At 63.2% G+C, this 21,777-nt stretch carries 21 protein-coding genes and 1 tRNA gene; 14 read left to right on the top strand and 8 right to left on the bottom strand.

What is annotated here, in order from left to right:
* Nucleotide 1: 1 nt before the first annotated feature.
* From LBW87_RS10980 to LBW87_RS10945, 8 genes are all read right to left on the bottom strand, one after another.
* Nucleotides 2-802: a lysophospholipid acyltransferase family protein gene (locus LBW87_RS10980; protein WP_225201506.1), complete on the bottom strand. Its 801-nt coding sequence runs from the start codon at nt 800-802 to the stop codon at nt 2-4.
* On the bottom strand, nt 795-1,577 hold the full coding sequence (locus tag LBW87_RS10975) for a beta-ketoacyl synthase chain length factor (protein ID WP_225201505.1): 783 nt from the start codon (nt 1,575-1,577) through the stop codon (nt 795-797). The genes LBW87_RS10980 and LBW87_RS10975 overlap by 8 nt, the downstream gene beginning before the upstream one ends.
* Before the next feature lie 378 nt (nt 1,578-1,955).
* Nucleotides 1,956-2,040, bottom strand: a tRNA-Leu gene (locus LBW87_RS10970).
* Nucleotides 2,041-2,101: 61 nt separating this feature from the next.
* Complete coding sequence (locus LBW87_RS10965; protein WP_225201870.1) at nt 2,102-2,506, bottom strand: surface-adhesin E family protein; 405 nt, start codon at nt 2,504-2,506, stop codon at nt 2,102-2,104.
* A 52-nt stretch (nt 2,507-2,558) separates the two neighbouring features.
* Nucleotides 2,559-2,696: a hypothetical protein gene (locus LBW87_RS10960; RefSeq protein ID WP_225201504.1), complete on the bottom strand. Its 138-nt coding sequence runs from the start codon at nt 2,694-2,696 to the stop codon at nt 2,559-2,561.
* Between the two features lie 30 nt (nt 2,697-2,726).
* Nucleotides 2,727-3,662, bottom strand: coding sequence for a D-hexose-6-phosphate mutarotase (locus tag LBW87_RS10955; RefSeq protein ID WP_225201503.1), 936 nt, complete (start codon nt 3,660-3,662; stop codon nt 2,727-2,729).
* A gap of 144 nt (nt 3,663-3,806) precedes the next feature.
* On the bottom strand, nt 3,807-4,715 hold the full coding sequence (locus LBW87_RS10950) for a LysR family transcriptional regulator (RefSeq protein WP_225201502.1): 909 nt from the start codon (nt 4,713-4,715) through the stop codon (nt 3,807-3,809).
* A gap of 109 nt (nt 4,716-4,824) precedes the next feature.
* Nucleotides 4,825-5,892 carry a substrate-binding domain-containing protein gene (locus tag LBW87_RS10945; RefSeq protein ID WP_225201501.1) on the bottom strand — a complete coding sequence of 356 codons (1,068 nt, stop codon included), beginning with the start codon at nt 5,890-5,892 and terminating at the stop codon, nt 4,825-4,827.
* 201 nt (nt 5,893-6,093) lie between these two features.
* Here LBW87_RS10945 and LBW87_RS10940 point away from each other — a divergent pair, with 201 nt between their 5' ends.
* The 14 genes from LBW87_RS10940 (at nt 6,094) to LBW87_RS10875 (ending at nt 21,740) form a co-directional block, all read left to right on the top strand.
* Nucleotides 6,094-7,740 (top strand): OFA family MFS transporter, encoded by a 1,647-nt coding sequence (locus LBW87_RS10940; RefSeq protein WP_225201500.1) that lies wholly within the window; start codon nt 6,094-6,096, stop codon nt 7,738-7,740.
* A gap of 346 nt (nt 7,741-8,086) precedes the next feature.
* Complete coding sequence (locus tag LBW87_RS10935; protein ID WP_225201499.1) at nt 8,087-8,563, top strand: formate dehydrogenase subunit gamma; 477 nt, start codon at nt 8,087-8,089, stop codon at nt 8,561-8,563.
* On the top strand, nt 8,560-10,134 hold the full coding sequence (locus LBW87_RS10930) for a formate dehydrogenase beta subunit (protein ID WP_225201498.1): 1,575 nt from the start codon (nt 8,560-8,562) through the stop codon (nt 10,132-10,134). Before LBW87_RS10935 ends, LBW87_RS10930 begins: the two co-directional genes overlap by 4 nt.
* A 35-nt stretch (nt 10,135-10,169) precedes the next feature.
* Entirely contained in the window at nt 10,170-13,043 is a 2,874-nt protein-coding gene (gene fdhF, locus LBW87_RS10925) for a formate dehydrogenase subunit alpha (RefSeq protein ID WP_225201497.1), read from the top strand.
* 77 nt (nt 13,044-13,120) lie between these two features.
* A complete protein-coding gene (gene fdhD, locus LBW87_RS10920) occupies nt 13,121-13,966 on the top strand; it encodes a formate dehydrogenase accessory sulfurtransferase FdhD (protein WP_225201496.1) in 846 nt (281 codons plus the stop codon).
* A 20-nt stretch (nt 13,967-13,986) separates the two neighbouring features.
* A complete protein-coding gene (locus tag LBW87_RS10915) occupies nt 13,987-14,214 on the top strand; it encodes a formate dehydrogenase subunit delta (protein ID WP_225201495.1) in 228 nt (75 codons plus the stop codon).
* 397 nt (nt 14,215-14,611) lie between these two features.
* Nucleotides 14,612-15,724 carry a LacI family DNA-binding transcriptional regulator gene (locus tag LBW87_RS10910; RefSeq protein WP_225201494.1) on the top strand — a complete coding sequence of 371 codons (1,113 nt, stop codon included), beginning with the start codon at nt 14,612-14,614 and terminating at the stop codon, nt 15,722-15,724.
* 186 nt (nt 15,725-15,910) lie between these two features.
* Entirely contained in the window at nt 15,911-16,714 is an 804-nt protein-coding gene (locus LBW87_RS10905; RefSeq protein WP_225201493.1) for a transporter substrate-binding domain-containing protein, read from the top strand.
* A 265-nt stretch (nt 16,715-16,979) separates the two neighbouring features.
* Nucleotides 16,980-17,675, top strand: a complete 696-nt coding sequence (locus LBW87_RS10900; protein ID WP_225201492.1) for an amino acid ABC transporter permease — start codon at nt 16,980-16,982, stop codon at nt 17,673-17,675.
* Nucleotides 17,676-18,326: an amino acid ABC transporter permease gene (locus LBW87_RS10895; protein WP_225201491.1), complete on the top strand. Its 651-nt coding sequence runs from the start codon at nt 17,676-17,678 to the stop codon at nt 18,324-18,326.
* Nucleotides 18,313-19,047 (top strand): amino acid ABC transporter ATP-binding protein, encoded by a 735-nt coding sequence (locus LBW87_RS10890; protein WP_225201490.1) that lies wholly within the window; start codon nt 18,313-18,315, stop codon nt 19,045-19,047. The genes LBW87_RS10895 and LBW87_RS10890 overlap by 14 nt, the downstream gene beginning before the upstream one ends.
* Nucleotides 19,044-19,787 carry a sugar phosphate isomerase/epimerase family protein gene (locus LBW87_RS10885; protein WP_225201489.1) on the top strand — a complete coding sequence of 248 codons (744 nt, stop codon included), beginning with the start codon at nt 19,044-19,046 and terminating at the stop codon, nt 19,785-19,787. Before LBW87_RS10890 ends, LBW87_RS10885 begins: the two co-directional genes overlap by 4 nt.
* 12 nt (nt 19,788-19,799) lie before the next feature.
* Complete coding sequence (locus LBW87_RS10880) at nt 19,800-20,750, top strand: sugar kinase (RefSeq protein ID WP_225201488.1); 951 nt, start codon at nt 19,800-19,802, stop codon at nt 20,748-20,750.
* Between the two features lie 30 nt (nt 20,751-20,780).
* The gene (locus tag LBW87_RS10875) at nt 20,781-21,740 is read left to right on the top strand and encodes a 2-hydroxyacid dehydrogenase (protein WP_225201487.1); all 960 of its coding nucleotides are present in this window, start codon (nt 20,781-20,783) and stop codon (nt 21,738-21,740) included.
* Nucleotides 21,741-21,777 lie beyond the last annotated feature (37 nt).

The following is a 21,777-nucleotide window of genomic DNA, read 5'->3' as shown; positions in this document are numbered from 1 at the left end:
CCTAGCTTTCTTTCATGAAATAGTGTTGCAGGTAATGAGTGAGCTGGCGCGCGGCCGCACTCGGGTTGTCGATCTCGATGGCGGTATTGTTGCAGTCACCGGCGCCGATGGCGTGCCTGAGGTCGATATCCTGGCCGATCTCGATACTGAAGTGGGCCACAGTGGCAGGCACGTCCCACCATTTGCAGCCCTTGCCGAGGGTCGCCGGGGTGCAGCGGATCACCACCGGGGTGATGGCGCAGTCGCCCCGTACCGCCACATTGGCGGCACCGCGCTTGAAGCTGATGCTGCCATCGCGCGGGGTGCGGGTTCCCTCGGGGAAAATGATCAGGTTGCTGCCACGGCGAATCGAATTGATGCAGTCCTCGATCAGCTCCGGCCCCTGGTCGTTGCTGATATAACCGGCCGCCTGCACCGGGCCGCGCGTAAATGGATTGCGCCACAGCGCATTCTTGACGATGCAATCGGCATGCCGCACGAAGGCCATCAGCAGTACCGTGTCGATCAGCGTCGGGTGGTTGGCCAGGATCAGCAGGCCATTGCGCTGCAGGCGTTCGAGGCCGGTGATGCGGTAGCGGATCACGCCGGTGGCGCGCATCAGTTCGACGAAGCCGCGCATGGCCAGCTGGATCAGCCGGCGCGCGGCCAGCATGCGACGTTGCCGATCCCGCACCAGCAGCGCCAGCAGCGGAAATGCAAACAGCCGCATCATCAGTCCGCCCACGCCGAACACGGCAAAGCAGAGGCCGGTGGCGCCGATGCGCCACATGCGGTCCAGCCGTTGCTCGATCAATTTATGCATGGCGGATCCAGTGCCAGCGGCGGCCATTGGCGCGGCGAACCAGGCCGGCCTGGTCTGGCGCCGACAGGAAGAAGCGCAACACGTCGAGTCCGCCCGGTTCGATGGCGTCAGGTGCTTGCGGCGGTTGCTCGTCGGCGCTCCATTGCAGCGACAGTACCGGCAGGGCAGCCTGCTCGTCGGCGCCCTGGATCAGCCAGGCCCAGCCGAACGGCTGATCATCGCAGTCGCGAAAACCATCGAAGATCGATGGCAGCGGGCCGTCGGCCATCACCACCAGCACTTGCGCGGCGCCATCGGCCAGCAGGCCGCAGGCTTCGATCAGCGCGTGCTCGACCGTGCTGGCGCCGGCGGCGACCGCAATGCCGTTGCCGCGCATGCCGCGCGCAATCGAGAACAGGCCGACGTTGGCGTTATGGACCGACAGACTGAACGAGGTCGGTGACAAGGCGCTGCCGGCGACCAGCTCTTGCAGCAATTCGACAGAGCGGGCGCATTCGCCATGGCGCGAAGCAAATACGAGGGGGATATCATCAGCACCGGCGCCGTCGTCCAAAGGCGACAACGGATGCGCCGCATAGGCGGTTTCGAGAGCAATCTTGCCGGCCGGGCTGGCGCGGCGGCGGAGCATGGGCGGCATGCTCTTGACGGCAGGTTCTCCCGAACCTGCTGCCGCAACATGGCCGTTGATCCATTGCTGCCAGGCTTCTGCGGAATCGATTCCCGGAACCCATGCCGCATGCGATGCAACTGAAAAGCTGACATCCCCAAAAAGCATATTCTCTAAAAGCCCTGAGGCTTTTGTATATGGCTATGTGTTACCCGGACCCCGCTCTTGCGACTGCTTGCACATGCGCAAACTGCGCGCTGTGCGATGCGGCCATTCGGTCGAGCCCCCCACCTGCTTTTTTTGTTGGCTGTGCAGGCTGGATCCGGCGGCGTATATATATGTGAAGCTGCGTTATCAAAGACAGATGCTACGGCATCATGCCTTAAATATACGCAAATTTACATTTGATTCATGGTCGAAAAAAAAGGCGGGAACGAGTTCATCGTACCCACCTGATTTTGTGTGGCTGGCGCACCACGGAGGCGAGCATTTGCATGACATCTCGACCGTTGTTGCAACCCACCATTACTTCTGGAACCAAACCTCTGGTGCCGGGAGCCGGAATCGAACCGGCACGCCTTGCGGCGCGGGATTTTGAGTCCCGTGCGTCTACCTATTCCGCCATCCCGGCAACGCAAGCCCGCGATTATGACGACTTTTTTGATAATCGGCAAGACCCGGCCATAGAGAATTTACTTGCCGCACACCGCATCGATGGCACGCTCGCCGGTGGAGCCGGGCGGCGGGTCGGACAGCTTGACGTCCGAATACGAAAGTTGCGGCGCCAGCAGCACCTGGCCCTTTCCATCCGGCTGCGCATACATCTTGCGGCTGCCAAAGCCTAACTGGTGATTGGCGCAGTCGAAATAGGCGGTCGAGACCTCTGAGGTGTAATAGGTCTTGCTGCCCTGGCCCATCAACAATTGCGGGCGCGTCCAGTTCAGCAGGATCTGCGCCTGGCGTATGCCGCGAGTGGCGACGATGCTGCTCTTGTCGATGAAGAAGCTGCCGATGCTGTTGTCGCCCAGCGGCAGCCACTCGGCATGCGCCGGCAGCGCCGCGCCGCCCAGCAGGGCCAGCAGGGTAGTGGCCACCAGGCGCCTGGTGGATGGCAGGAAGGAAGAGGTGTTAATCAAGGCAAGTGCGCGATCAGCTGAACATGCAGGCCAGCATGGCCACATCGTCTTCCAGCAGCAAGGTCAGCATGACGCTCCAGAACAAGGTGCTCGCCAAGATGCGGTGACCGGCGCCGCGCAGCCGGGGATGCATGTTCGCCACAGTGATCATGTTAGTTACAGTTGTCAGCATCCTAACACGTCAGGCCAATGGCTCGCCTGTGAGTGTTACCCCCAGGGTATGTTCCTCGCCGGGCGCCAGTTCGACCAGGTCCTTCATCACGTTGGCGGTCTCGATGCACAGCATGTGCTGCCAGGCGTCATCGGCAAACTGCGACAGCCGGCGCGCCTTGCTGACCCAGGGATTCCAGACCACCGCCGAGGTCGAACCGCGGGCGTCGATATGGATGCGGCGGTTCCAGCCCTCGTCGCGCAGCGTCAGGCGCGGCGGCAGGTCGAGATAGATGCGGTCGGTTTCGCTGCTGACCACCAGGTCGCGTTTCTGCTGGCGCTCGGCCCAGCCTTCTAGCGTCTCGATGTAGTTCTGGCCTTCCAGCCCTTCGACCGTCACGTTGATGATGTTGGAGACCGCAAAGTAGCTGTGCAGCGCCTGGGTCAGCGCCAGGTGCTGCTCGCTGCCGTTGCGGGTGGTCAGGTTCAGGTGCAGCCGGTCGTCCAGCACGATCTCCAGCAGCAGCTCCAGCCCATGCGGCAGATGGCGCAGGCTGGGCGAGTCAGTGGTGGCGGGAATGGCCAGCAGCAGCCGCACGCGGTCGCCTTCGATGGCGCTTTCCTGCAGCGTCCATTCGATACTGCGTACCAGGCCGTGCGCCGGCAGGCGGCCGCCCGAATGCAGCGCCTGCACCTGTGGCGGATTGCGCATCAGGTCGCCGAACCAGGGCCAGCAGACCGGGATGCCACCGCGCACCGCGTGGCCGGCTTCGAAGGCGGCTTCGTCGCTCAGCCAGATCAAGGGTTCCTGGCCATGCGGCTGGTAGCGCAACACCTGCGCGCCCTGCAACGCCAGCAGCAATTCGCCGCGGCTGTTCTGTACCCGCAGGCATTGCAGCTGGTTCACTTCGATCTGCTGGATATGCGGAATTTCCAGCGGGGCAACGTCGCTTTCGGTGAGGCTCATGCCAGACAACTCCAGAGAATTAATTGAGATGGCGCAAGCCTGCCACATTTCGGCAGCTTGCGGAATGGCCGCGACGGGATTCAGTCCGGCCACGGTGTGTCAGTGCTTGTCGTTTTTATATTAGGCAATTACGCCGACGCGCCATCAACGTCCCGCCACCCGGCTCTTGATGAGGCGTTCCAATGCCTGCGCGACCTGCTCGACGGCATCGTCGCCGTCGCTGCGGCGGTGGCGCAGCAAGTGCAGTGGCAGGCCCGGCAGCGGCAGCGGCGGACGCAGGCAGGCCAGCGCCACCGGATGGGCGGCGGTCGCGGCCGGGACGCAATGCATGGGCATCATGGCGATCAGGTCCGAGTTGTGCAGCAGCGGCGGCACCATCAGGAACTGCGGCACCACCATGGCCACGCGGCGGGTTTGTCCGTGCGCGGCCAGTTGCGTGTCGACCGCGCGATTGAGTTCATCCAGGCTCGACACCACCAGGTGCGGATAGGTCAGCCAGCGCTGCAGGGTCAACTGGTGTGCTGCCGGATGGTCGTGGCGCATCACCACCACGCAGCGCTCCTGCAGGACTTCGCGGCTGCGCAGGTTGCCATGGGTGCGCGCGACCGAACCGATGGCGACGTCGCAAGTTCCGGTTTCGAGAGCGCTGGCGGCATCGGCCTGGTTCAGCCAGGGTTGAAAGACGATCTCCAGATGCGGTGCGCTGGCGCTCAGTTCTTCATACAGCGGTTGGGCCAGCATCTGCGCCGGATAGTCCGGCATCGCGATGCGCACCTGGCGCGGGAGCGCAGCCTCTGTTGCGGCCTGTGCGGTGCGCGCGGCCAGCACCTGGCGCAGCGGTTCGCGCAGGGCCTGGGCGGTGGCGGTCAGTTGCATGGCTTGGCCGCCGTCTTCCAGCAACGGGTCGGCAAACAACTGCCGGCAACGTTCCAGCGCGGCGGCGGCCGCCGCCAGCGGCAGGCCTACACGGGCGGCGGCACGCGCCAGGTGGGTTTCGTCGAGGACGGCGTCGAGCAGGGAGAGAAGCTTGGGATCGAGGGCGGCGAGGTTCATGAAGCGACGGCAAGAGAAGGCATGATCCGCTGCGACCAGGGTGTCGCAGGAAGGGCGCGAAGTGTAGCCTCTTCGCTGCCGCCGGACAAGCAATCGCGCGCAGTCGCTGTCAGCCGAAGGCTTCCTTGAGGGTGATGATGCGACCGGTATCGGTGGCGTCGTAGCCGGCCAGGTTGTTGACCACGCCGCGGAAGGCATTCGACTGCAGGGTGTCGATCACCGCCCGGATCAAGGGATCGTGCAGGGACGCCGCCGGCAGCGCAAAGAAGTAGCGCTCGCGCACCAGCGGGATGAATTCCAGCCCGAAGCGTTGCGATGCGGTCTGCACCCCGAAGCCGACATCGCCCATGCCGCTGGCGATGAAGGCGGCCACCGCCGAGTGGGTGAACTCGGTGTTTTCGAAGCCGTTGATGTTCTTGGGCGAGATGCCGGCGTCGGCCAGCATCAGTTCCAGCAGCATGCGCGTGCCGGAGCCGGCTTCGCGATTGACGAAGCGCAATTCATTGCGGGTCAGGTCGGCCAGCGAACGCACGCCCTTTGGGTTGCCCGGCGGGACAAACAGTCCCTGGCTGCGCACCGCCAGGTGGATCAGGCAGTCGCTGCGACCGTTGAGCCACTTGGCGTAGGCGGCAATGGCGGGGCGCTCGAATTCGCCCAGCGGCACATGAAAGCCGGCCAGGTCGCATTCCTGGCGCGACAACGCCGCCACCGCATCGGTGCTGTGGCGATAACGCACTTCCACCGGCAAGCGCGCTGCGTTCAGTTTGTCGAGCAGCGCGGCTACCGCAAAACCGTGGCTGGCGTTGAGGCGAATGGTTTGCGCGCTGCCGTTGACCGTCTTGCCCAGTTCGGTCTCGAGCTCCGAGGCCAGGCTGTCGAGGGTGGGCGACAGCCGTGCCGTCACCAGCCGGTCGGCCCACAGCAATTTGTTGGCGAAAGCGGTCAGCGTGGTGCCGCGTCCGCGGCCGCTGTCGATCAGGTTGTTGTCGAAGATGCGCTCGGCATCGCGCAGCAGGCCCCAGGCATGCCGGTACGAATAACGGATCTGCTGGGCGGCCTGCGCAATCGATCCGCTCTGCTGGATTGCCGTTAGCAAAGTCAGCAGGTTGGTGGTGTCGAGAGGGGTCTCGTTATCGTGGGAAATCTCCCAGTGAGGCTTGATGTGGACTTTATACATTTATGCAAAATATAGCATATTGATCCAGGTCAATTTGGAGGATAATTCGCCCGCAACCCACGTAATTTGATAAAAATATATGTGGTGTTGTTCATATATAAAGGGGAGGGGCCTCTTGCAAGGGTGAACCGTAACGCGGTTCCACCGGGTTTGCCACGGGTTTCTCCGATTCACATCATTAAATAAGTATTCGGAGGAATAATGGCTTTCGATTTCCTGCAAAAGGAACATACGGTTGCCAAGCCCGGATTCAACCGTTGGTTGGTCCCGCCGGCTGCACTCGCAATCCATCTTTGTATTGGCATGGCCTACGGTTTTTCCGTGTTCTGGCTGCCCTTGTCCAAGGCGCTGGGCGTCACCGCCCCGATCGCCTGCGGAGCCGATATCGGCTTCTTCGCCCAGATTTTCTCGTCCACCTGTGACTGGAAGATCTCGATGCTGGGCTGGATGTACACCATGTTCTTCGTGCTGCTGGGTATCTCGGCGGCGATCTGGGGTGGCTGGCTGGAACATGCCGGTCCGCGCAAGGCCGGTGTGGTGGCTGCATTGTGCTGGTGCGGCGGTCTGCTGATCTCGGCCATCGGCGTCAAGACCCACCAGCTGTGGCTGATGTGGGTGGGCTCGGGCGTGATCGGCGGTATCGGTCTGGGCCTGGGTTACATCTCGCCGGTGTCGACCCTGATCAAGTGGTTCCCTGACCGTCGTGGCATGGCCACCGGCATGGCCATCATGGGCTTCGGTGGCGGCGCGCTGGTGGGTAGCCCGCTGGCCGACATGCTGATGCGCCATTTCGCCACCCCGACCTCGGTCGGCGTGTGGGAAACCTTCGTCGCCATGGCCGCGATCTACTTCGTGTTCATGATGGCCGGCGCCTTCGGCTACCGGGTGCCGCCTTCGGGCTGGAAGCCGGCCGGCTGGACGCCACCGGCGACCCAGGCCAGCAACACCATGATCACGCAGAACCACGTGCACGTCAGCAAGGTGTGGGGCATTCCCCAGTTCTGGCTGGTGTGGCTGGTGCTGTGCCTGAACGTGTCGGCCGGTATCGGCGTCATCGGCATCTCCTCGCCGATGCTGCAGGAAGTGTTCGGCGGTCACCTGCTGGGCGTCAATGTCGGCTTCAACGACCTGTCGGTCGAACAGAAGGCCGCCATCGCCGCACTGGCAGCGGGCTTTACCGGCCTGATCAGCCTGTTCAACATCGGTGGTCGTTTTGCCTGGGCGTCGTGCTCGGACTTCTTCGGTCGCAAGCTGACCTACGTGATCTTCTTCGTGCTGGGCTTCGTGTTGTACGTGAGCCTGCCATGGTCGGCCCAGGCCGGCAGCGTGGCGCTGTTCGTCGGCGCGGTGTGCATCATCCTGTCGATGTACGGCGGCGGTTTCGCCACCGTGCCGGCTTACCTGGCCGACCTGTTCGGCACCCAGATGGTGGGCGCCATCCACGGTCGCCTGCTGACCGCGTGGGCGACCGCCGGCATCCTGGGTCCGGTGGTGGTGAACTACATGCGCGAATACCAGCTGTCGCTGGGCATGCCGCGTGAGCAGGTCTACAACACCACGATGTACATCCTGGCCGGCATGCTGGTGCTGGGCCTGATCTGCAACCTGCTGATCCGTCCGGTGGCCGCCAAGCACTTCATGACGCCGGAAGAGTTGGCGCGTGAAAAGCAACTGGCGCACGAGAAATCGGCCGCCGACGCTGCCGCCACCGCATCGGGCGCCGACCTGTCCAAGATCGGCAGCGGCGGCAACCCGGTCCTGATCGGCGCAGCATGGCTGGCAGTGGGTATCCCGCTGGTGTGGGGCATCACCCTGACATTGCAGAAGACGGCCGTGCTGTTCCGTTGATCGCATTGAAGGTGTAAGCGCCGGGTCCTGCGGGATCCGGCGCGGTGGCGAAAGCCACTGACAAAAACTGCACTGCATGCAGGCGGTTTTTGTCAGTGACTATCAAGAAAAGGCGGGCATCGATCCGCCATGTCTGTTCTGTACCAACCCGCAAAGGCAGGGAGAACATGCAATCACGGAGACCCGTTGTACCCGTTCGCGCGGCCATCGTCGATGGCCCGATGACCTGGCTGTCGCCAGCGTTTTCCCGTCTCTCCTCCTTTGTCCTTCATCCGAATTTTTTGTGCGGCAGGCCAGCAGATCCCGAAGGGACGACTGCCGCTTCATGGCAAGCCAGGAGACTTCAATGGAAAGGCAACAGGTTTTCGACGTGGCAGCGGTGCGCGGCATCATCGCCGAGCGTGGGCAGATGGCGGGCGCGATGCTACCCATCCTGCACGGGATTCAGGATCGCATCGGCTACATCCCTTCGGACGCGGTAGCGCTGATCGCCGCCGAGCTCAATGTCTCGCGCGCCGAGGTGCACGGCGTGATCTCGTTCTACCACTACTTCCGCCAGCAGGCGCCGGCGCGCCATGTGGTGCAGGTGTGCCGGGCCGAGGCTTGCCAGGCGCGCGGCGGCGAGGCGCTGGCCGACGCGGCGCAGAACCTGCTGGGTTGCGGTTTTCATGAAAGCAGCGGCGATGGCCAGTTCATGCTGGAGCCGGTCTATTGCCTGGGCCAGTGCGCCTGCGGGCCCAACGTCACCATCGACGACCAGTTGCATGCGCGGGTCGATGCGGCAAAACTGCAGCGTCTGGTGCAGGCCAAGCGGGGGACATGATGAACCATCTTTCCTATCCTGATCCGGTGACCGTCTACGTGCCACGCGACTCTACCGCGCTGGCGCTGGGCGCCGATGACGTCGCCGCCGCCATCGTGCGCGAAGCCGAGTCGCGCGGCGTGCGCGTCAAGCTGGTGCGCAATGGCTCGCGCGGCATGTTCTGGCTGGAGCCGCTGGTGGAAGTGGCGCTGGAGGCCGGTCGCATAGGTTATGGCCCGGTCGCCGCCGAGGACGTGCCAGGCCTGTTCGACGCCGGTCTGCTGGAGGGCGGGACGCACCGTCTGCGGCAAGGCCCGGTCGACGACATGGCGTATCTGAAAAACCAGCAGCGCCTGACCTTTGCCCGCGTCGGCATCACCGACCCACTCTCGCTGGACGATTACCTGGCCTATGAAGGCTACGTCGGCCTGCGCCAGGCGCTGTCGATGACGCCGGCGGCGGTGGTGCAGCAAGTGCTCGATTCCGGCCTGCGCGGTCGCGGCGGCGCGGCCTTCCCCACCGGGATCAAATGGCAGACGGTGGCCGGCGCGACCGCGGCGCAGAAGTACGTGGTGTGCAACGCCGATGAAGGCGACTCGGGCACCTTCTCGGACCGCATGGTGATGGAAGACGATCCCTTCATGCTGATCGAGGGCATGACCATCGCCGGCATCGCCGTGGGCGCCACGCAGGGCTACGTCTACGTGCGTTCCGAATACCCGCATGCGATCGCCACGCTGCAGCAGGCGATCGCCATTGCTACCGAAAAAGGCTATCTCGGCCGCAACGTGCTGGGCAGCGGGCACAGCTTCCAGCTGGAGGTGAGAAAGGGCGCCGGGGCCTACATCTGCGGCGAAGAAACCGCCATGCTCGAAAGCCTGGAAGGCAAGCGCGGGGTGGTGCGGGCCAAGCCGCCACTGCCGGCCTTGCAGGGGTTGTTCGGCAAGCCGACGGTGATCAACAACCTGATCTCGCTGGCCTCGGTGCCGATCATCCTGGCGCGCGGCGCGGCGTTCTACAAGAACTATGGCGTGGGGCGTTCCAGCGGCACGCTGCCGTTTCAACTGGCCGGCAACATCAGGCAGGGCGGCCTGGTCGAGAAAGCCTTCGGCCTGACGCTGCGCCAGTTGCTGGACGACTTCGGCGGCGGCAGCGACAGCGGGCGGCCGATTCGGGCGGTGCAGATGGGCGGCCCGCTGGGCGCCTATATCGCCCCGCACCAGTTCGATACCCCGCTCGACTACGAAGCCTTCGCGGCCATTGGTGCCATGATCGGCCACGGCGGCCTGGTGGCGTTTGACGACACGGTCGACATGGCACGCCAGGCGCGCTATGCGATGGCGTTCTGCGCGGTCGAATCGTGCGGCAAGTGCACGCCTTGCCGCATCGGTTCCACCCGCGGCGTCGAGGTGATCGACAAGATCATCGCCAACAACGATCGGCCACAGCAGATCCGCTTGTTGCGCAGCCTGTGCGACACCATGGTCAATGGCTCGTTGTGCGCCATGGGCGGCATGACGCCGTTTCCGGTGTTGTCGGCGCTGACGCATTTTCCTGAAGACTTCGGCACCCCCGGCGAACAGGCCGCCTGAGCCGGGTATCCCCTATCGACATCGAGGAGTTCAGCATGAACCATCTCAACCAAACCGATTACGGTACGCCGGCACGTGTTGCCGAACAGCAGATCACGCTGGAAATCGACGGCATGACCATCACGGTCCCGGCCGGCACCTCGGTCATGCGGGCCGCCGTCGAGGCCGGCGTCAATGTGCCCAAGCTGTGCGCCACCGACAGCCTGGAGCCGTTCGGCTCGTGCCGGCTGTGCCTGGTCGAGATCGAAAAGGACGGTCGCCGCATGAAGGGCTATCCGGCTTCCTGCACCACGCCCTGCGAGCCAGGCATGAAGGTGCAGACGCAAACGCCGAAGTTGGCCGAGATCCGGCGCGGCGTGATGGAGCTTTATATCTCGGACCATCCGCTGGATTGCCTGACCTGCCCCACCAACGGTAACTGCGAGTTGCAGGACATGGCAGGGGTGGTTGGCCTGCGCGAGGTGCGCTATGACCCGGAAGGCGAGAACCATACGAAGATGAAGAAGGATGAATCGAATCCTTACTTCACCTACGATCCCTCGAAATGCATCGTCTGCAACCGTTGCGTGCGGGCTTGCGAAGAGACGCAGGGCACCTTCGCCCTCACCATCGACGGACGCGGCTTTGCCTCGCGCGTGTCGGCCGGCCAGATGGAAAGCTTCATGGAATCCGAATGCGTCTCGTGCGGCGCCTGCGTGCAGGCCTGCCCCACCGCCACGCTGACCGAGAAGAGCGTGATCATGTTGGGCCAGGCCGAGCATAGCCATGTGACCACCTGCGCCTATTGCGGCGTCGGCTGCGCCTTCAAGGCCGAGATGAAGGGCAATGAAGTGGTGCGCATGGTGCCCTACAAGGATGGCCGCGCCAACCATGGTCACTCGTGCGTGAAGGGGCGTTTTGCCTGGGGCTATGCGACCCACAAGGACCGCATCCTCAACCCGATGATCCGCAAGAGCATCAATGATCCCTGGCAGGAAGTCTCGTGGGAGCAGGCGCTGGCATATGCGGCCAGTGAATTCCGCCGCATCCAGCAACAGCATGGCAAGGATTCGATCGGCGGCATCACCTCGTCACGCTGCACCAACGAAGAAACCTACCTGGTGCAGAAGCTGGTGCGCGCCGCCTTCGGCAACAACAATGTCGACACCTGCGCCCGGGTCTGTCACTCGCCCACCGGTTATGGCCTGAAGCAGACGCTGGGCGAATCGGCCGGCACCCAGACCTTCGATTCGGTGATGAAGTCAGACGTGATCCTGATCATGGGTGCCAATCCGGCCTCGGGCCACCCGGTGTTCGCATCGCAGATCAAGCGCCGGGTGCGCCAGGGCGCACGGCTGATCGTGATCGATCCGCGCAGCACCGAGATGGTCAAGTCGCCCCACGTGCAGGCCGATTTTCACCTCAAGCTGCGCCCCGGCACCAACGTGGCGATCATCACCGCGCTGGCGCATGTGATTCTGTCCGAAGGCCTGCAGCAGGAAGACTACATCCATGAACGCTGCGACCTGCAATCGTACGAAGACTGGAAACAGTTCGTGCTGCGCCCGGACAACTCGCCCGAAGCGATGGCCGCCGTCACCGGCGTGCCGGCCGAGGATATCCGGGGCGCGGCGCGCCTGTTCGCCACCGGCGGCAACGCGGCCATCTATTACGGCCTGGGCGTGACCGAGCATGCGCAGGGCTCGACCACCGTGATCGGCATCGCCAACCTGGCCATGTGCACCGGCAACGTCGGCCGTGAAGGCGTGGGGGTGAACCCGTTGCGCGGCCAGAACAACGTGCAGGGTTCATGCGACATGGGCTCGTTCCCGCACGAGTTGCCGGGCTATCGCCATATCTCGGATTCGACCGTGCGCTCCACCTTCGAGCAGGCCTGGGGCGTATCCCTCAATCCCGAGCCGGGCTTGCGCATTCCCAACATGTTCGACGCTGCGCTGGACGGCAGCTTCAAGGGCCTGTACTGCGAAGGCGAGGATATCGTGCAGTCCGACCCCAATACCCAGCACGTGGCGGCGGCATTGCAGGCGATGGAATGCATCGTGGTGCAAGACCTGTTTCTTAACGAAACGGCCAAGTATGCGCACGTATTTTTGCCGGGCTCGTCGTTCCTGGAGAAGGATGGCACCTTCACCAATGCCGAGCGCCGCATCTCGCGCGTGCGCAAGGTGATGCCGCCTGCGGCCGGCAAGTCGGACTGGGAAGTCACGGTGGCCCTGGCCGCTGCGCTCGGATACCCGATGCCGTACAATCACCCGTCGGAAATCATGGATGAAATCGCCGCCCTGACGCCCAGTTTCAATGGCGTCAACTATGCCCGCCTGGAGCAACTGGGCAGTATCCAGTGGCCCTGCAATGCCGCCGCCCCCGAGGGCACGCCGATCATGCATGTGGGCAGTTTCATCCGCGGCAAGGGCAAGTTTCTCAACACCCAGTATTTCGCCACCGACGAGAAGGTGACGCAGCGTTATCCGTTGATCCTGACCACCGGTCGCATTCTGTCGCAGTACAACGTCGGGGCCCAGACGCGTCGCACCGAGAACTCGCAGTGGCATAGCGAAGACCGCCTTGAGATCCACCCGCACGATGCCGAGGACCGTGGCATTCGCGAAGGCGACTGGGTCGGCATCGAGTCGCGCGCAGGGCAGACCGTGTTGCGCGCCACGGTGACCGAAAAGGTGCAGCCGGGGGTGGTCTACACCACCTTCCACTTCCCCGAGTCGGGCGCCAACGTGATCACCACCGACAACTCGGACTGGGCCACCAATTGCCCCGAGTACAAGGTGACGGCGGTGCAGGTGTTGCCGGTGACGCAGCCTTCGCAGTGGCAGCAGCAATACCAGCAGTTCAATCGCGAGCAGCTGGAGTTGCTGGGCGGCGAGAAGCAGGGCGAGCCGTTGGTGACCAAGTGATCGAGCCGGCAAAAAAATAACTTTATACCCGTCGTCCCAGCTTTTGCAGGGACGACGCAACGAATGAATTGATCAGCATGAACGCACGCACCCCGCAGTCTCCCCAACTCGATGCCGTCACCGGTGACTACGCCACCTCGGCCCGCGTCAGCGTCGAGCGCTGGCGCGACGGTCAGCGTGAAACGGTGGACGACGTGGTGGCCGAAGAAGTCCCCATCGCGCTCGAATACAACGGCATCTCGCACGCCGTGATGATGGCCACGCCGGCCGACCTGGAAGACTTTGCGTTAGGCTTTTCGCTGACCGAAGGCATCGTGGCCGACCCCGGCGAGTTATACGAATGCGAGATCGTGCCCGGATGCGAAGGGGTGCAGGTGCAGATGCGCATCGCCACCGAGCGCTTCGTGGCCTTGAAGGAGAAGCGTCGCAACCTGACCGGTCGCACCGGTTGCGGCCTGTGCGGCGCCGAGACGCTGGAACAGGCAGTGCGTCATCCCAAGGCAGTAGCAGCTGACGGTGCGCGCTTCACGATGGCGCAGATCCATGCCGCGCTGGAACAGATGCAGGGCGGCCAGCAATTGCAGCAGGTCACCGGCGCCACCCATGCCGCCGCCTGGCTGGGCGAGGACGGCCGGATTGCGCTGGTGCGCGAAGACGTGGGCCGGCATAACGCGCTGGACAAGTTGATCGGCGCACTGGCCGAAGAGGGCGCCGATTTCGCCCGCGGCGCGGCCATCATCACCAGTCGCGCCAGTTATGAAATGGTGCAGAAGGCGGCCACGGTCGGCATCGGTTTCATCGCCGCCATCTCGGCCCCGACTGCGCTGGCGATCCGCCTGGCCGAAGAGACCGATGTGACGCTGCTGGGGTTTGTGCGCAAGCAGGGGCATGTGGTGTATGCCCGGCCGCATCGTTTGATCTGAACCGCAACGAGGAGACAGTCGTGAATGCAGCGAACCTGATCAAGATGGCCAACCAGATCGGCAGTTTCTTTTCGACCATGCCCGACCACGAGCAGGCGGTGGCCGACCTGGCAGCGCACATCAAGCGCTTCTGGGAACCGCGCATGCGCCGCGCCTTGCTGGCGCATGTCGAGCAGACCCAGGGCGCTGGCCTGTCGCCGATCGTGCTGGAAGCGCTGGAGCGGCACGCAGGATTGTTGGCGGCTTAGTCATTGCGCCTGCTCATTGCAGATCGGCAGAGGCGTGGCAGGCCTTGTGCGTACAGCACCGACGATCGAGTTCGTGTTCGAGGAGTGCATTTTTGTATCGCACCGCAGCAAACGCCATCCTGTGTTGCCGCGTCTTGACGCCGAGGATCGACGCTCATCCCATCGCAGTCCTGGCACCTGAGAAAAATTAAAAAGCTTTGACTCGCATTCATTTTGAATGTTGTTGGTGGACATCCCCCTTCATCGAAATTCATCAAACTTTTCATCTGAAATTGTTTGCTAAAGGATTTTCTCGCTGATATCTTGGAACCGGTTCCAAAAGATTCAAAAATGAACAGCCCGGAACCGAAGGCAGTACAAATCGAACGATCACTATCATCTGATTTGGCGGGCAACAGTGAGACAAAGCATAAGAACCGGCACCGACCGGGTCACCATCGCGCAGGTTGCGCGTGAGGCCGGCGTGTCGAAAACCAGCGTATCGCGATTTCTCGGCGGCGAGTTCGACGCCCTGTCGCAGCATTTGCGCGAACAGATCGACGCCACCATCAAACGGCTCGGCTATCAGCCCAGCCAGATGGCGCGCGGTCTCAAGGGCGGTCGTACGCGGCTCATCGGGATGCTGGTGGCCGACATCCTGAATCCGTATTCGGTGGCGGTGCTGCATGGCGCCGAAGCGGCATGCCAGAAGCATGGTTACACGCTGATGCTGTGCAATACCGGCAATGATGAAAAGCGCGAGAAGCAATCGCTGGCGGCCTTGCATTCGTACAGTGTCGAAGGGCTGCTGTTCAATACCCAGGGGCGCAGCGTGGCGCCGCTCAAGGAGTTGGGGCAGGCGGCTTTCCCGGTGGTGCTGCTGGACCGCCGCATCGATGGTTGCGACTTCGACCTGGTCGGTCTCGATAACGTCAATGCCGCGCGGCTGGCGACGCAACATCTGCTGGCGCAGGGGTATACCGATATCGCACTGGTGGTGCAGCCGCTCTACGGCGTGAGTTCACGCCAGGGACGACAGGCGGGTTTTCTGCAGGCGATGGCGGGATGCGCCAATGGTCATGGCGAAACCCTCGAAGTGCATCTCGACCAGCCGGGGCATGTGGCCACGGTGTTGCGCGAGTTCTTCGAGCGGCGGCGCCACAGCAGTGGACGCATTGCGATCCTGGCCGGTAACGGCATGGTCTCGTTGCAGATCGCGCTGGCGTTGCAAAGCATGAAGCTGCAGTTTCCCGACGATGTCGGCCTGCTGTGTTTCGATGAGTTGGCCTGGTCGCCGCTGGTGGGATGCGGTATCAGCACCATCGAACAACCTACTTATGAAATCGGTTTTACTGCCATCGAGCGGTTGCTGGTGCGGATCAATGGCGAGCGCTCGGTGCGCATGGAGATCCTGCTCGACGGCCGCCTGATTCATCGCAAGTCGAGTTGCAGCGTGGCCGATGACGAGGCACTGGCGCTGTGCAGCCGGATTGCAGGGAAGATCGGCGGCGGCACCGGCGCGCCTTTATAAGTCCAGTGATGGAACCGGTCCCAGTGCGCAGTACTGGTAAGACCCTAAAACAGTTCAGCAGTAGCAAGAAGACCTGGGCAGCATCAGGCCAGCAGCAAAGAGGGTGAAGAACCTGTTCGATGCGAACGGGAAATCGCGCCAGACCGACTGCCGTACACCTGTGCGGCACATTTTCAGGAGACTAGGATGAACATCAGGAAACTTTTCGGCACCAAATTCATTGCGTTGACTCTGGCCGCGACCTGCGCTGCGGGCGCCGCCGTCAGCGCCAGCGCGCAGAGCATTTCGGAATTGACCAAGAAGGGCAAGATCACCATCGGCGTGGTCAGCGGCACGCCGCCCTTCGGCAGCGTCGATGCCAAGGGCGTTCCGATCGGTTACGACGTCGACGTCGCCAATCTGATCGGCAAGTATCTGGGCCTGCCGGTCGAGATCGTGCCACTGGTGCCGCCCGCCCGCATCCCGGCGCTGGAGTCCGGCAAGGTCGACATGCTGGCCGCTACCCTGGCGCCGACACCTGAGCGCGCCAAGGCGGTGCTGTTCACCATGCCTTACAGCGGTTTCGAATTGTCCATCGTGGGCCCGGTCGGCAGCAACTTCAAGAAGCTCGACGACCTGGTGAAGAAGAAGGTCGGCGTCTCGCGCGGCAGCACCAACGACACCGCGCTGACCCGTCTGGCGCCTGCCGGCACGGTGCTGGTGCGCTTCGAGGATGACTCGACCGTGACCCAGGCCTTGCTGTCGAACCAGGTCGATGCGATTTCGATTCCTAACACCATGGCGACCGAGATCGTGAAGACCCGTGGCCAGGGCAAGATCGAAGTCAAGTTCCCGTACTCGGTGCAGCCTAACTCGATGACCGTGCGCAAGGGTTCGTATGAACTGCGCGAATGGCTCAACAACTTCATCTACTACGTCAAGCTGAACGGCGAACTGGATGCCATCTCGCGCAAGTGGTCCGGCCCGTTGCCAAACCTGCCAGTGTTCTAAAACTTACCCGGGATCCTACTGCGAGACCGTGATCGGCGCGCATGCGCTGCTCGGCATCCTCATGTACTGAAGTACATTCCGGTACCTGCGCTGCTCTGCGCACCGCTGACGGTCTCTCGCTACGGATCTCGGGCAAGTTTGATAATAATGGGTGAAGTTCTTGTTATCCCATGACATAAAGCAAAGCTGGCGTTGGGTTGTCTTGAGTACCTGATTGCCAGACTTGTAACTCCCGGGTTCACCGGGTGAAGGCAAGGAGCACACAATGCATTACGAATTTCAGTTTGCGTTCATCTTCCAGCATCTGGATCAGTTGCTGATGGGCGCGCTGCTCACCATCCGCTTGAGCGCGCTGTCGATGATCTGCGGTTTGGCCGTGGGCATCTTCGGGGCGATCGTGAGCATTCACGGTACCCGGCCGGCCCGCTTTGCGGTCACCTCCTATGTCGAGCTGATCCGCAGCACGCCTTTCCTGGTGCAGTTGTTCATTATTTTCTTTGGCTTGCCTGCCGCCGGCATCCAGGTCGATGCCAATATCGCGGCGCTGGTGGCGATGACGGTCAACCTGGGCGCTTATTCGACCGAGATCGTGCGCGCCGGCATGATGGCGATCCACCCGTCCCAGATCGAGGCGGCGCATGCGCTGGCCATGACGCGCGGGCAGATCATCCGTCACGTGGTGCTGACCCCGGCGCTGGAGAAAGTCTACCCGGCGCTGGCCAGCCAGTTCACGCTGATGATGCTGGCCTCCAGCGTGGTCTCGGCGATCTCGGCCGAAGAGCTCACGGCCACCGCCAACCTGCTCGATGCCGAGACCTTCCGCAGCTTCGAGATTTACCTGGTGGTGATGGTGATGTACATCCTGCTGGCCTTGCTGTTCCGCCTGGCTTTCTGGCTGATCGGCCTGGTCGTGTTCAAACGTCGCCGCCGTCTGGGCGTACCCCGTCCGAGGAGAATGTAAATGATTGCCGAATTTTCCCTCGACCAGTTCATCTTCCTGCTGGAAGCGGCGCAATGGACGGTCCTGCTATCGCTGCTGGCTTTCGTGGTGGGTGGCGCCGCCGGTTTCCTGGTGGCGCTGATGCGCACCTCGCACCTGCAGGTCCTGCGCACCCTGTCGGCGATCTATATCCAGATCGTGCAGGGCACGCCGGTGCTGATCATCCTGTTCCTGTCGTTCTACGGCCTGGCGATCTATGGTTTCAAGCTGCCGCCGATGGTGGCCGCCACCATCGCCATGACGATCTATTCCAGCGCTTACCTGGGCGAGATCTGGCGCGGTTGCATCGAAGCGGTTCCGGTGCCGCAGTGGGAGGCCTCCACGGCGCTGGCCATGACCCGCTGGCAGCAGCTGCGTTATGTGATCCTGCCGCAGGCGGTGCGTATCTCGCTGCCGCCGACCGTGGGTTTCCTGGTGCAGATCGTCAAGAACACCTCGATTGCCTCGATCATCGGACTGGTCGAACTGACCCAGGCCGGCAAGCTGGTCAGCAACGCGACCTTCCAGCCGTTCCTGGTGTTCCCGATCGTGGCCGCCATCTACTTCGTTTTCTGTTACCCGCTGTCGCGGTTCAGCTTCGCCCTTGAGAGGAAATACCATGCCCATCGTTGAGATCGACAACATCACCAAGAGCTTCGGCAGCAACCAGGTCCTCAACGGCATTTCGCTGTCGGTGGAACGTGGCCAGGTGGTGGCCGTCATCGGCCGCAGCGGTTCGGGAAAAAGCACCATGCTCCGTTGCATCAACGGCCTGGAAAGCATCGACGGCGGCAGCATCACCGTCGCCGGCCACAAGCTGACCAATCGCCACGAACACCTCATCGAGCTGCGCAAGGACGTGGGTATGGTGTTCCAGCACTACAACCTGTTTCCGCACCTGACGGTCGAAGAGAACGTGATGCTGTCGCCGCGCATCGTCAAGAAGATCGCCACCGACACCAGCCGCGCCACCGCTACCCGGGTGTTGACCCAGGTCGGGCTGGAGCACAAGCGCGACGCCTATCCCGAGCAACTCTCGGGTGGCCAGCAGCAGCGGGTGGCGATTGCCCGTTCGCTGGCCATGGAGCCGCAGGTGATGCTGTTCGACGAAGTCACCTCCGCGCTCGATCCCGAGCTCACCGCCGAAGTGCTGAAGGTGATGGAAGAACTGGCGCGCGGCGGCATGACCATGCTGCTGGTGACGCACGAAATGGAGTTCGCCCGCCGGGTGGCCGACATCACCGTGTTCATGCACCAGGGCAAGGTGTGGGAGGCGCGTCCGTCCAAGGAATTCTTCGCCGATCCGCAGACTGCTGAAGCCAAGCAGTTCATCGGCGCGGGAAATATCAAATGACGCCGGTGCTGGTCGCCGCGTCGGCCTACGGGGCTGATCTGGTGCGCCGGGTAGGCCATGCGGACCTGGTGCACATGGTGGCCAATGCCGGCGCCGCCGGGCTGGAGATTCGGCGCGAGCTGTTCGATGGCCCGCAGGACCTGCAGGCGCTGCGGGCGCTGATCGCGCGGCACCGTCTGTTTTCGGTCTATTCGGCGCCGTTCGAGCTGTTCGGCACTGATGGTCGTTTTGATCGCGACCAGATCGACCTGGCCATGAATGAGGCCGAACAGGTGGGGGCGCGTTACCTGAAGGTGTCGCTCGGGCATTTCTCGGGCGCCAGCGACCTACAGAACCTGCTGCGCTACCTGGCGCAGGCGCCGGTCGAGGTGCTGCTCGAAAACGACCAGACCGCGCAAGGCGGGCGGCTGGAGCCGATCGTCAGTTTTCTGTCGCTGTGCACCGGCAATGGTTATACCTTCGGCTTGACCTTCGATATCGGCAACTGGCGCTGGAACGGGGTCGATCCCGAACTGGCCGCACGCACCCTGGCGCCGCATGTCCGCTATGTGCATTGCAAGGGCGTGCGCGACGATCACGGCAAGCTCAAGGCGGTGCCGCTGGAGGCGCAGGATACCTACTGGCCCAGCCTGATGTCGCATTTCCCGCAGGGCATACAGCGCGCCATCGAGTTTCCGCTGGTCGGCAGCGACCTGGAAGAAGTCACGCGCCGCTATGTGGCCCTGCTGGCCACCGTTTGACGAAAGACCATCATGACATCAACCGCAGTGCAGCTGGATGTGGCCGCCTATGGCGAGTCGCTGGCCTTGCTGGTGGCTGACCAGGTCGGCGCCTTCGAGGACGTCGAGAAATACACCCGCCGCCTGGCCGGGGCCGAGACCAATGTGGCCATCGGCCTGGCGCGACTGGGCCTGAAGGTGGGCTGGGTCAGCCGGGTCGGCAACGATTCGTTCGGCCGCTTCATCTGCAAGCGGGTGGCGCAAGAGGGCGTCGATGTCAGCCGGGTGGTGACCGATCCCGACTTCCGCACGGCGATCCAGCTCAAGGCCCGGGCCGTCGGCGGCGCCGATCCGGCCATCGAGTATTACCGCAAGGGATCGGCGGCCAGTCATCTGTCACCGGCCGATTTCGATGAAGCTTATTTTGGCGGCGCGCGCCATCTGCATGCCACCGGCATCGCGCCGGCCCTGTCGGCGACCACCATGGCGCTGGCGCATCATGCGCTGGACTTCATGCGGGCGCGGGGCAAGACCATTTCGTTCGACCCTAACCTGCGGCCGATGCTGTGGCCTTCGCAGCAAGTCATGGCACAGCAGCTCAACGCCCTGGCGTTCAAGGCCGACTGGGTCTTGCCGGGGCTGTCTGAAGGAAAAATCCTGACGGGTTACACTGAGCCCCGCGATATCGCCGCCTTCTATCTGGATCGCGGCGTTTCGTTAGTCGTGGTCAAGCTCGGCGAGCAGGGTGCCTATTATCGCAATGCGCAAGGCGAAGGCGTGGTGCAGGGCGTGCCGGTCAAGGAAGTGGTGGACACGGTGGGCGCCGGCGACGGCTTTGCCGTGGGCGTCATCAGCGGCTTGCTGGAAGGACTGACGATAGAGCAGGCCGTGTTGCGCGGCAACCGTATCGGCGCCTTCGCCATCCAGGTGGTGGGCGACATGGAAGGCTTGCCGACCCGGGCCGAGCTGGACGCGGCAGGTTAGATGGACTAATTCAACCAGGATGGAGTGTCGATGAAGCAGCGCGTGGTGGTGTACAAGAAATTACCCGAACACCTGATGGAGCGGCTGCGCGCCGAGTTCGATGTGACCGCCTTCGATCGCGTCGATGCCGGCAATCGCGACGCCTTCGCCGAGGCCCTCAAGAGCGCGCACGGCATGATCGGCGCCAGCCTGCAGATTTCCAACGATTTGCTGGAGGCCGCCCCCGACCTGCGCATCGCCTCCACCGTCTCGGTCGGCGTCGACCAGTTCGACCTGAATTACTTCCGGCAGCGCGGCCTGCAACTGGCGCATACCCCGGGCGTGCTCAACGAAGCCACCGCCGACACCATCTTCGCCCTGATCCTGTCCAGCGCGCGGCGCGTGGTGGAACTGGCCGAACTGGTCAAGGCCGGGCAGTGGAAGGGCAGCATCGGCGAGGCCCAGTTCGGCGTCAATGTCCACGGCAAGACGCTGGGCATGATCGGCATGGGGCGTATCGGCTCGGCCGTGGCGCGCCGTGCCCATCATGGCTTCGGCATGAAGATCCTGTATAACAACACGCGTCCCAACCCGGAAGCCGAGCGCGAGCTCGACGCTACTTTCGTCAGCAAGGAAGACCTGCTGGCGCAATCCGACTTCGTCTGCCTGATGCTGCCGCTGACGGCGCAGACCGAACGCATGTTCGGGGCCCGCGAATTCGGGCTGATGAAGCGCAGCGCCATCTTCATCAATGCTTCCCGCGGACGCATCGTCGACGAGGCGGCCCTGGTGCGCGCCTTGCAGGACAAGACCATTCACGCCGCCGGGCTCGACGTGTTCGAGGTCGAGCCGTTGCCGGCCGATTCGCCGTTGTTGAGCCTGTCCAATGTGGTGGCCCTGCCGCACATCGGTTCGGCCACCCACGAGACCCGCCTGGCGATGGCCGAGCTGGCCGTCGACAACCTGATTGCCGGCCTGCGCGGCGAGACCGTGCCGCATCTGGCGCTCTAAGTCGCCCGGCTGGTGACAGTCCGGTTTGCTTATTGCG

The organism is Herbaspirillum sp. alder98, from assembly GCF_020179755.1.
Classification (GTDB): domain Bacteria; phylum Pseudomonadota; class Gammaproteobacteria; order Burkholderiales; family Burkholderiaceae_D; genus Herbaspirillum.
Note: the sequence above shows the minus strand (reverse complement) of the source record. Positions and strands in the feature narration are given on the sequence as shown.

Coding starts and splice junctions, on each gene's coding strand:
- LBW87_RS10885 (WP_225201489.1), top strand. CDS start 19,044: ATGACGCCGGTGCTGGTCGCCGCGTCGGCCTACGGGGCTGATCTGGTG.
- LBW87_RS10975 (WP_225201505.1), bottom strand. CDS start 1,577: ATGCTTTTTGGGGATGTCAGCTTTTCAGTTGCATCGCATGCGGCATGG.
- LBW87_RS10960 (WP_225201504.1), bottom strand. CDS start 2,696: ATGATCACTGTGGCGAACATGCATCCCCGGCTGCGCGGCGCCGGTCAC.
- LBW87_RS10890 (WP_225201490.1), top strand. CDS start 18,313: ATGCCCATCGTTGAGATCGACAACATCACCAAGAGCTTCGGCAGCAAC.
- LBW87_RS10955 (WP_225201503.1), bottom strand. CDS start 3,662: ATGAGCCTCACCGAAAGCGACGTTGCCCCGCTGGAAATTCCGCATATC.
- LBW87_RS10980 (WP_225201506.1), bottom strand. CDS start 802: ATGCATAAATTGATCGAGCAACGGCTGGACCGCATGTGGCGCATCGGC.
- fdhD (WP_225201496.1), top strand. CDS start 13,121: ATGAACGCACGCACCCCGCAGTCTCCCCAACTCGATGCCGTCACCGGT.
- LBW87_RS10895 (WP_225201491.1), top strand. CDS start 17,676: ATGATTGCCGAATTTTCCCTCGACCAGTTCATCTTCCTGCTGGAAGCG.
- LBW87_RS10905 (WP_225201493.1), top strand. CDS start 15,911: ATGAACATCAGGAAACTTTTCGGCACCAAATTCATTGCGTTGACTCTG.
- LBW87_RS10940 (WP_225201500.1), top strand. CDS start 6,094: ATGGCTTTCGATTTCCTGCAAAAGGAACATACGGTTGCCAAGCCCGGA.
- LBW87_RS10930 (WP_225201498.1), top strand. CDS start 8,560: ATGATGAACCATCTTTCCTATCCTGATCCGGTGACCGTCTACGTGCCA.
- LBW87_RS10900 (WP_225201492.1), top strand. CDS start 16,980: ATGCATTACGAATTTCAGTTTGCGTTCATCTTCCAGCATCTGGATCAG.
- LBW87_RS10945 (WP_225201501.1), bottom strand. CDS start 5,892: ATGTATAAAGTCCACATCAAGCCTCACTGGGAGATTTCCCACGATAAC.
- LBW87_RS10880 (WP_225201488.1), top strand. CDS start 19,800: ATGACATCAACCGCAGTGCAGCTGGATGTGGCCGCCTATGGCGAGTCG.
- LBW87_RS10950 (WP_225201502.1), bottom strand. CDS start 4,715: ATGAACCTCGCCGCCCTCGATCCCAAGCTTCTCTCCCTGCTCGACGCC.
- fdhF (WP_225201497.1), top strand. CDS start 10,170: ATGAACCATCTCAACCAAACCGATTACGGTACGCCGGCACGTGTTGCC.
- LBW87_RS10935 (WP_225201499.1), top strand. CDS start 8,087: ATGGAAAGGCAACAGGTTTTCGACGTGGCAGCGGTGCGCGGCATCATC.
- LBW87_RS10875 (WP_225201487.1), top strand. CDS start 20,781: ATGAAGCAGCGCGTGGTGGTGTACAAGAAATTACCCGAACACCTGATG.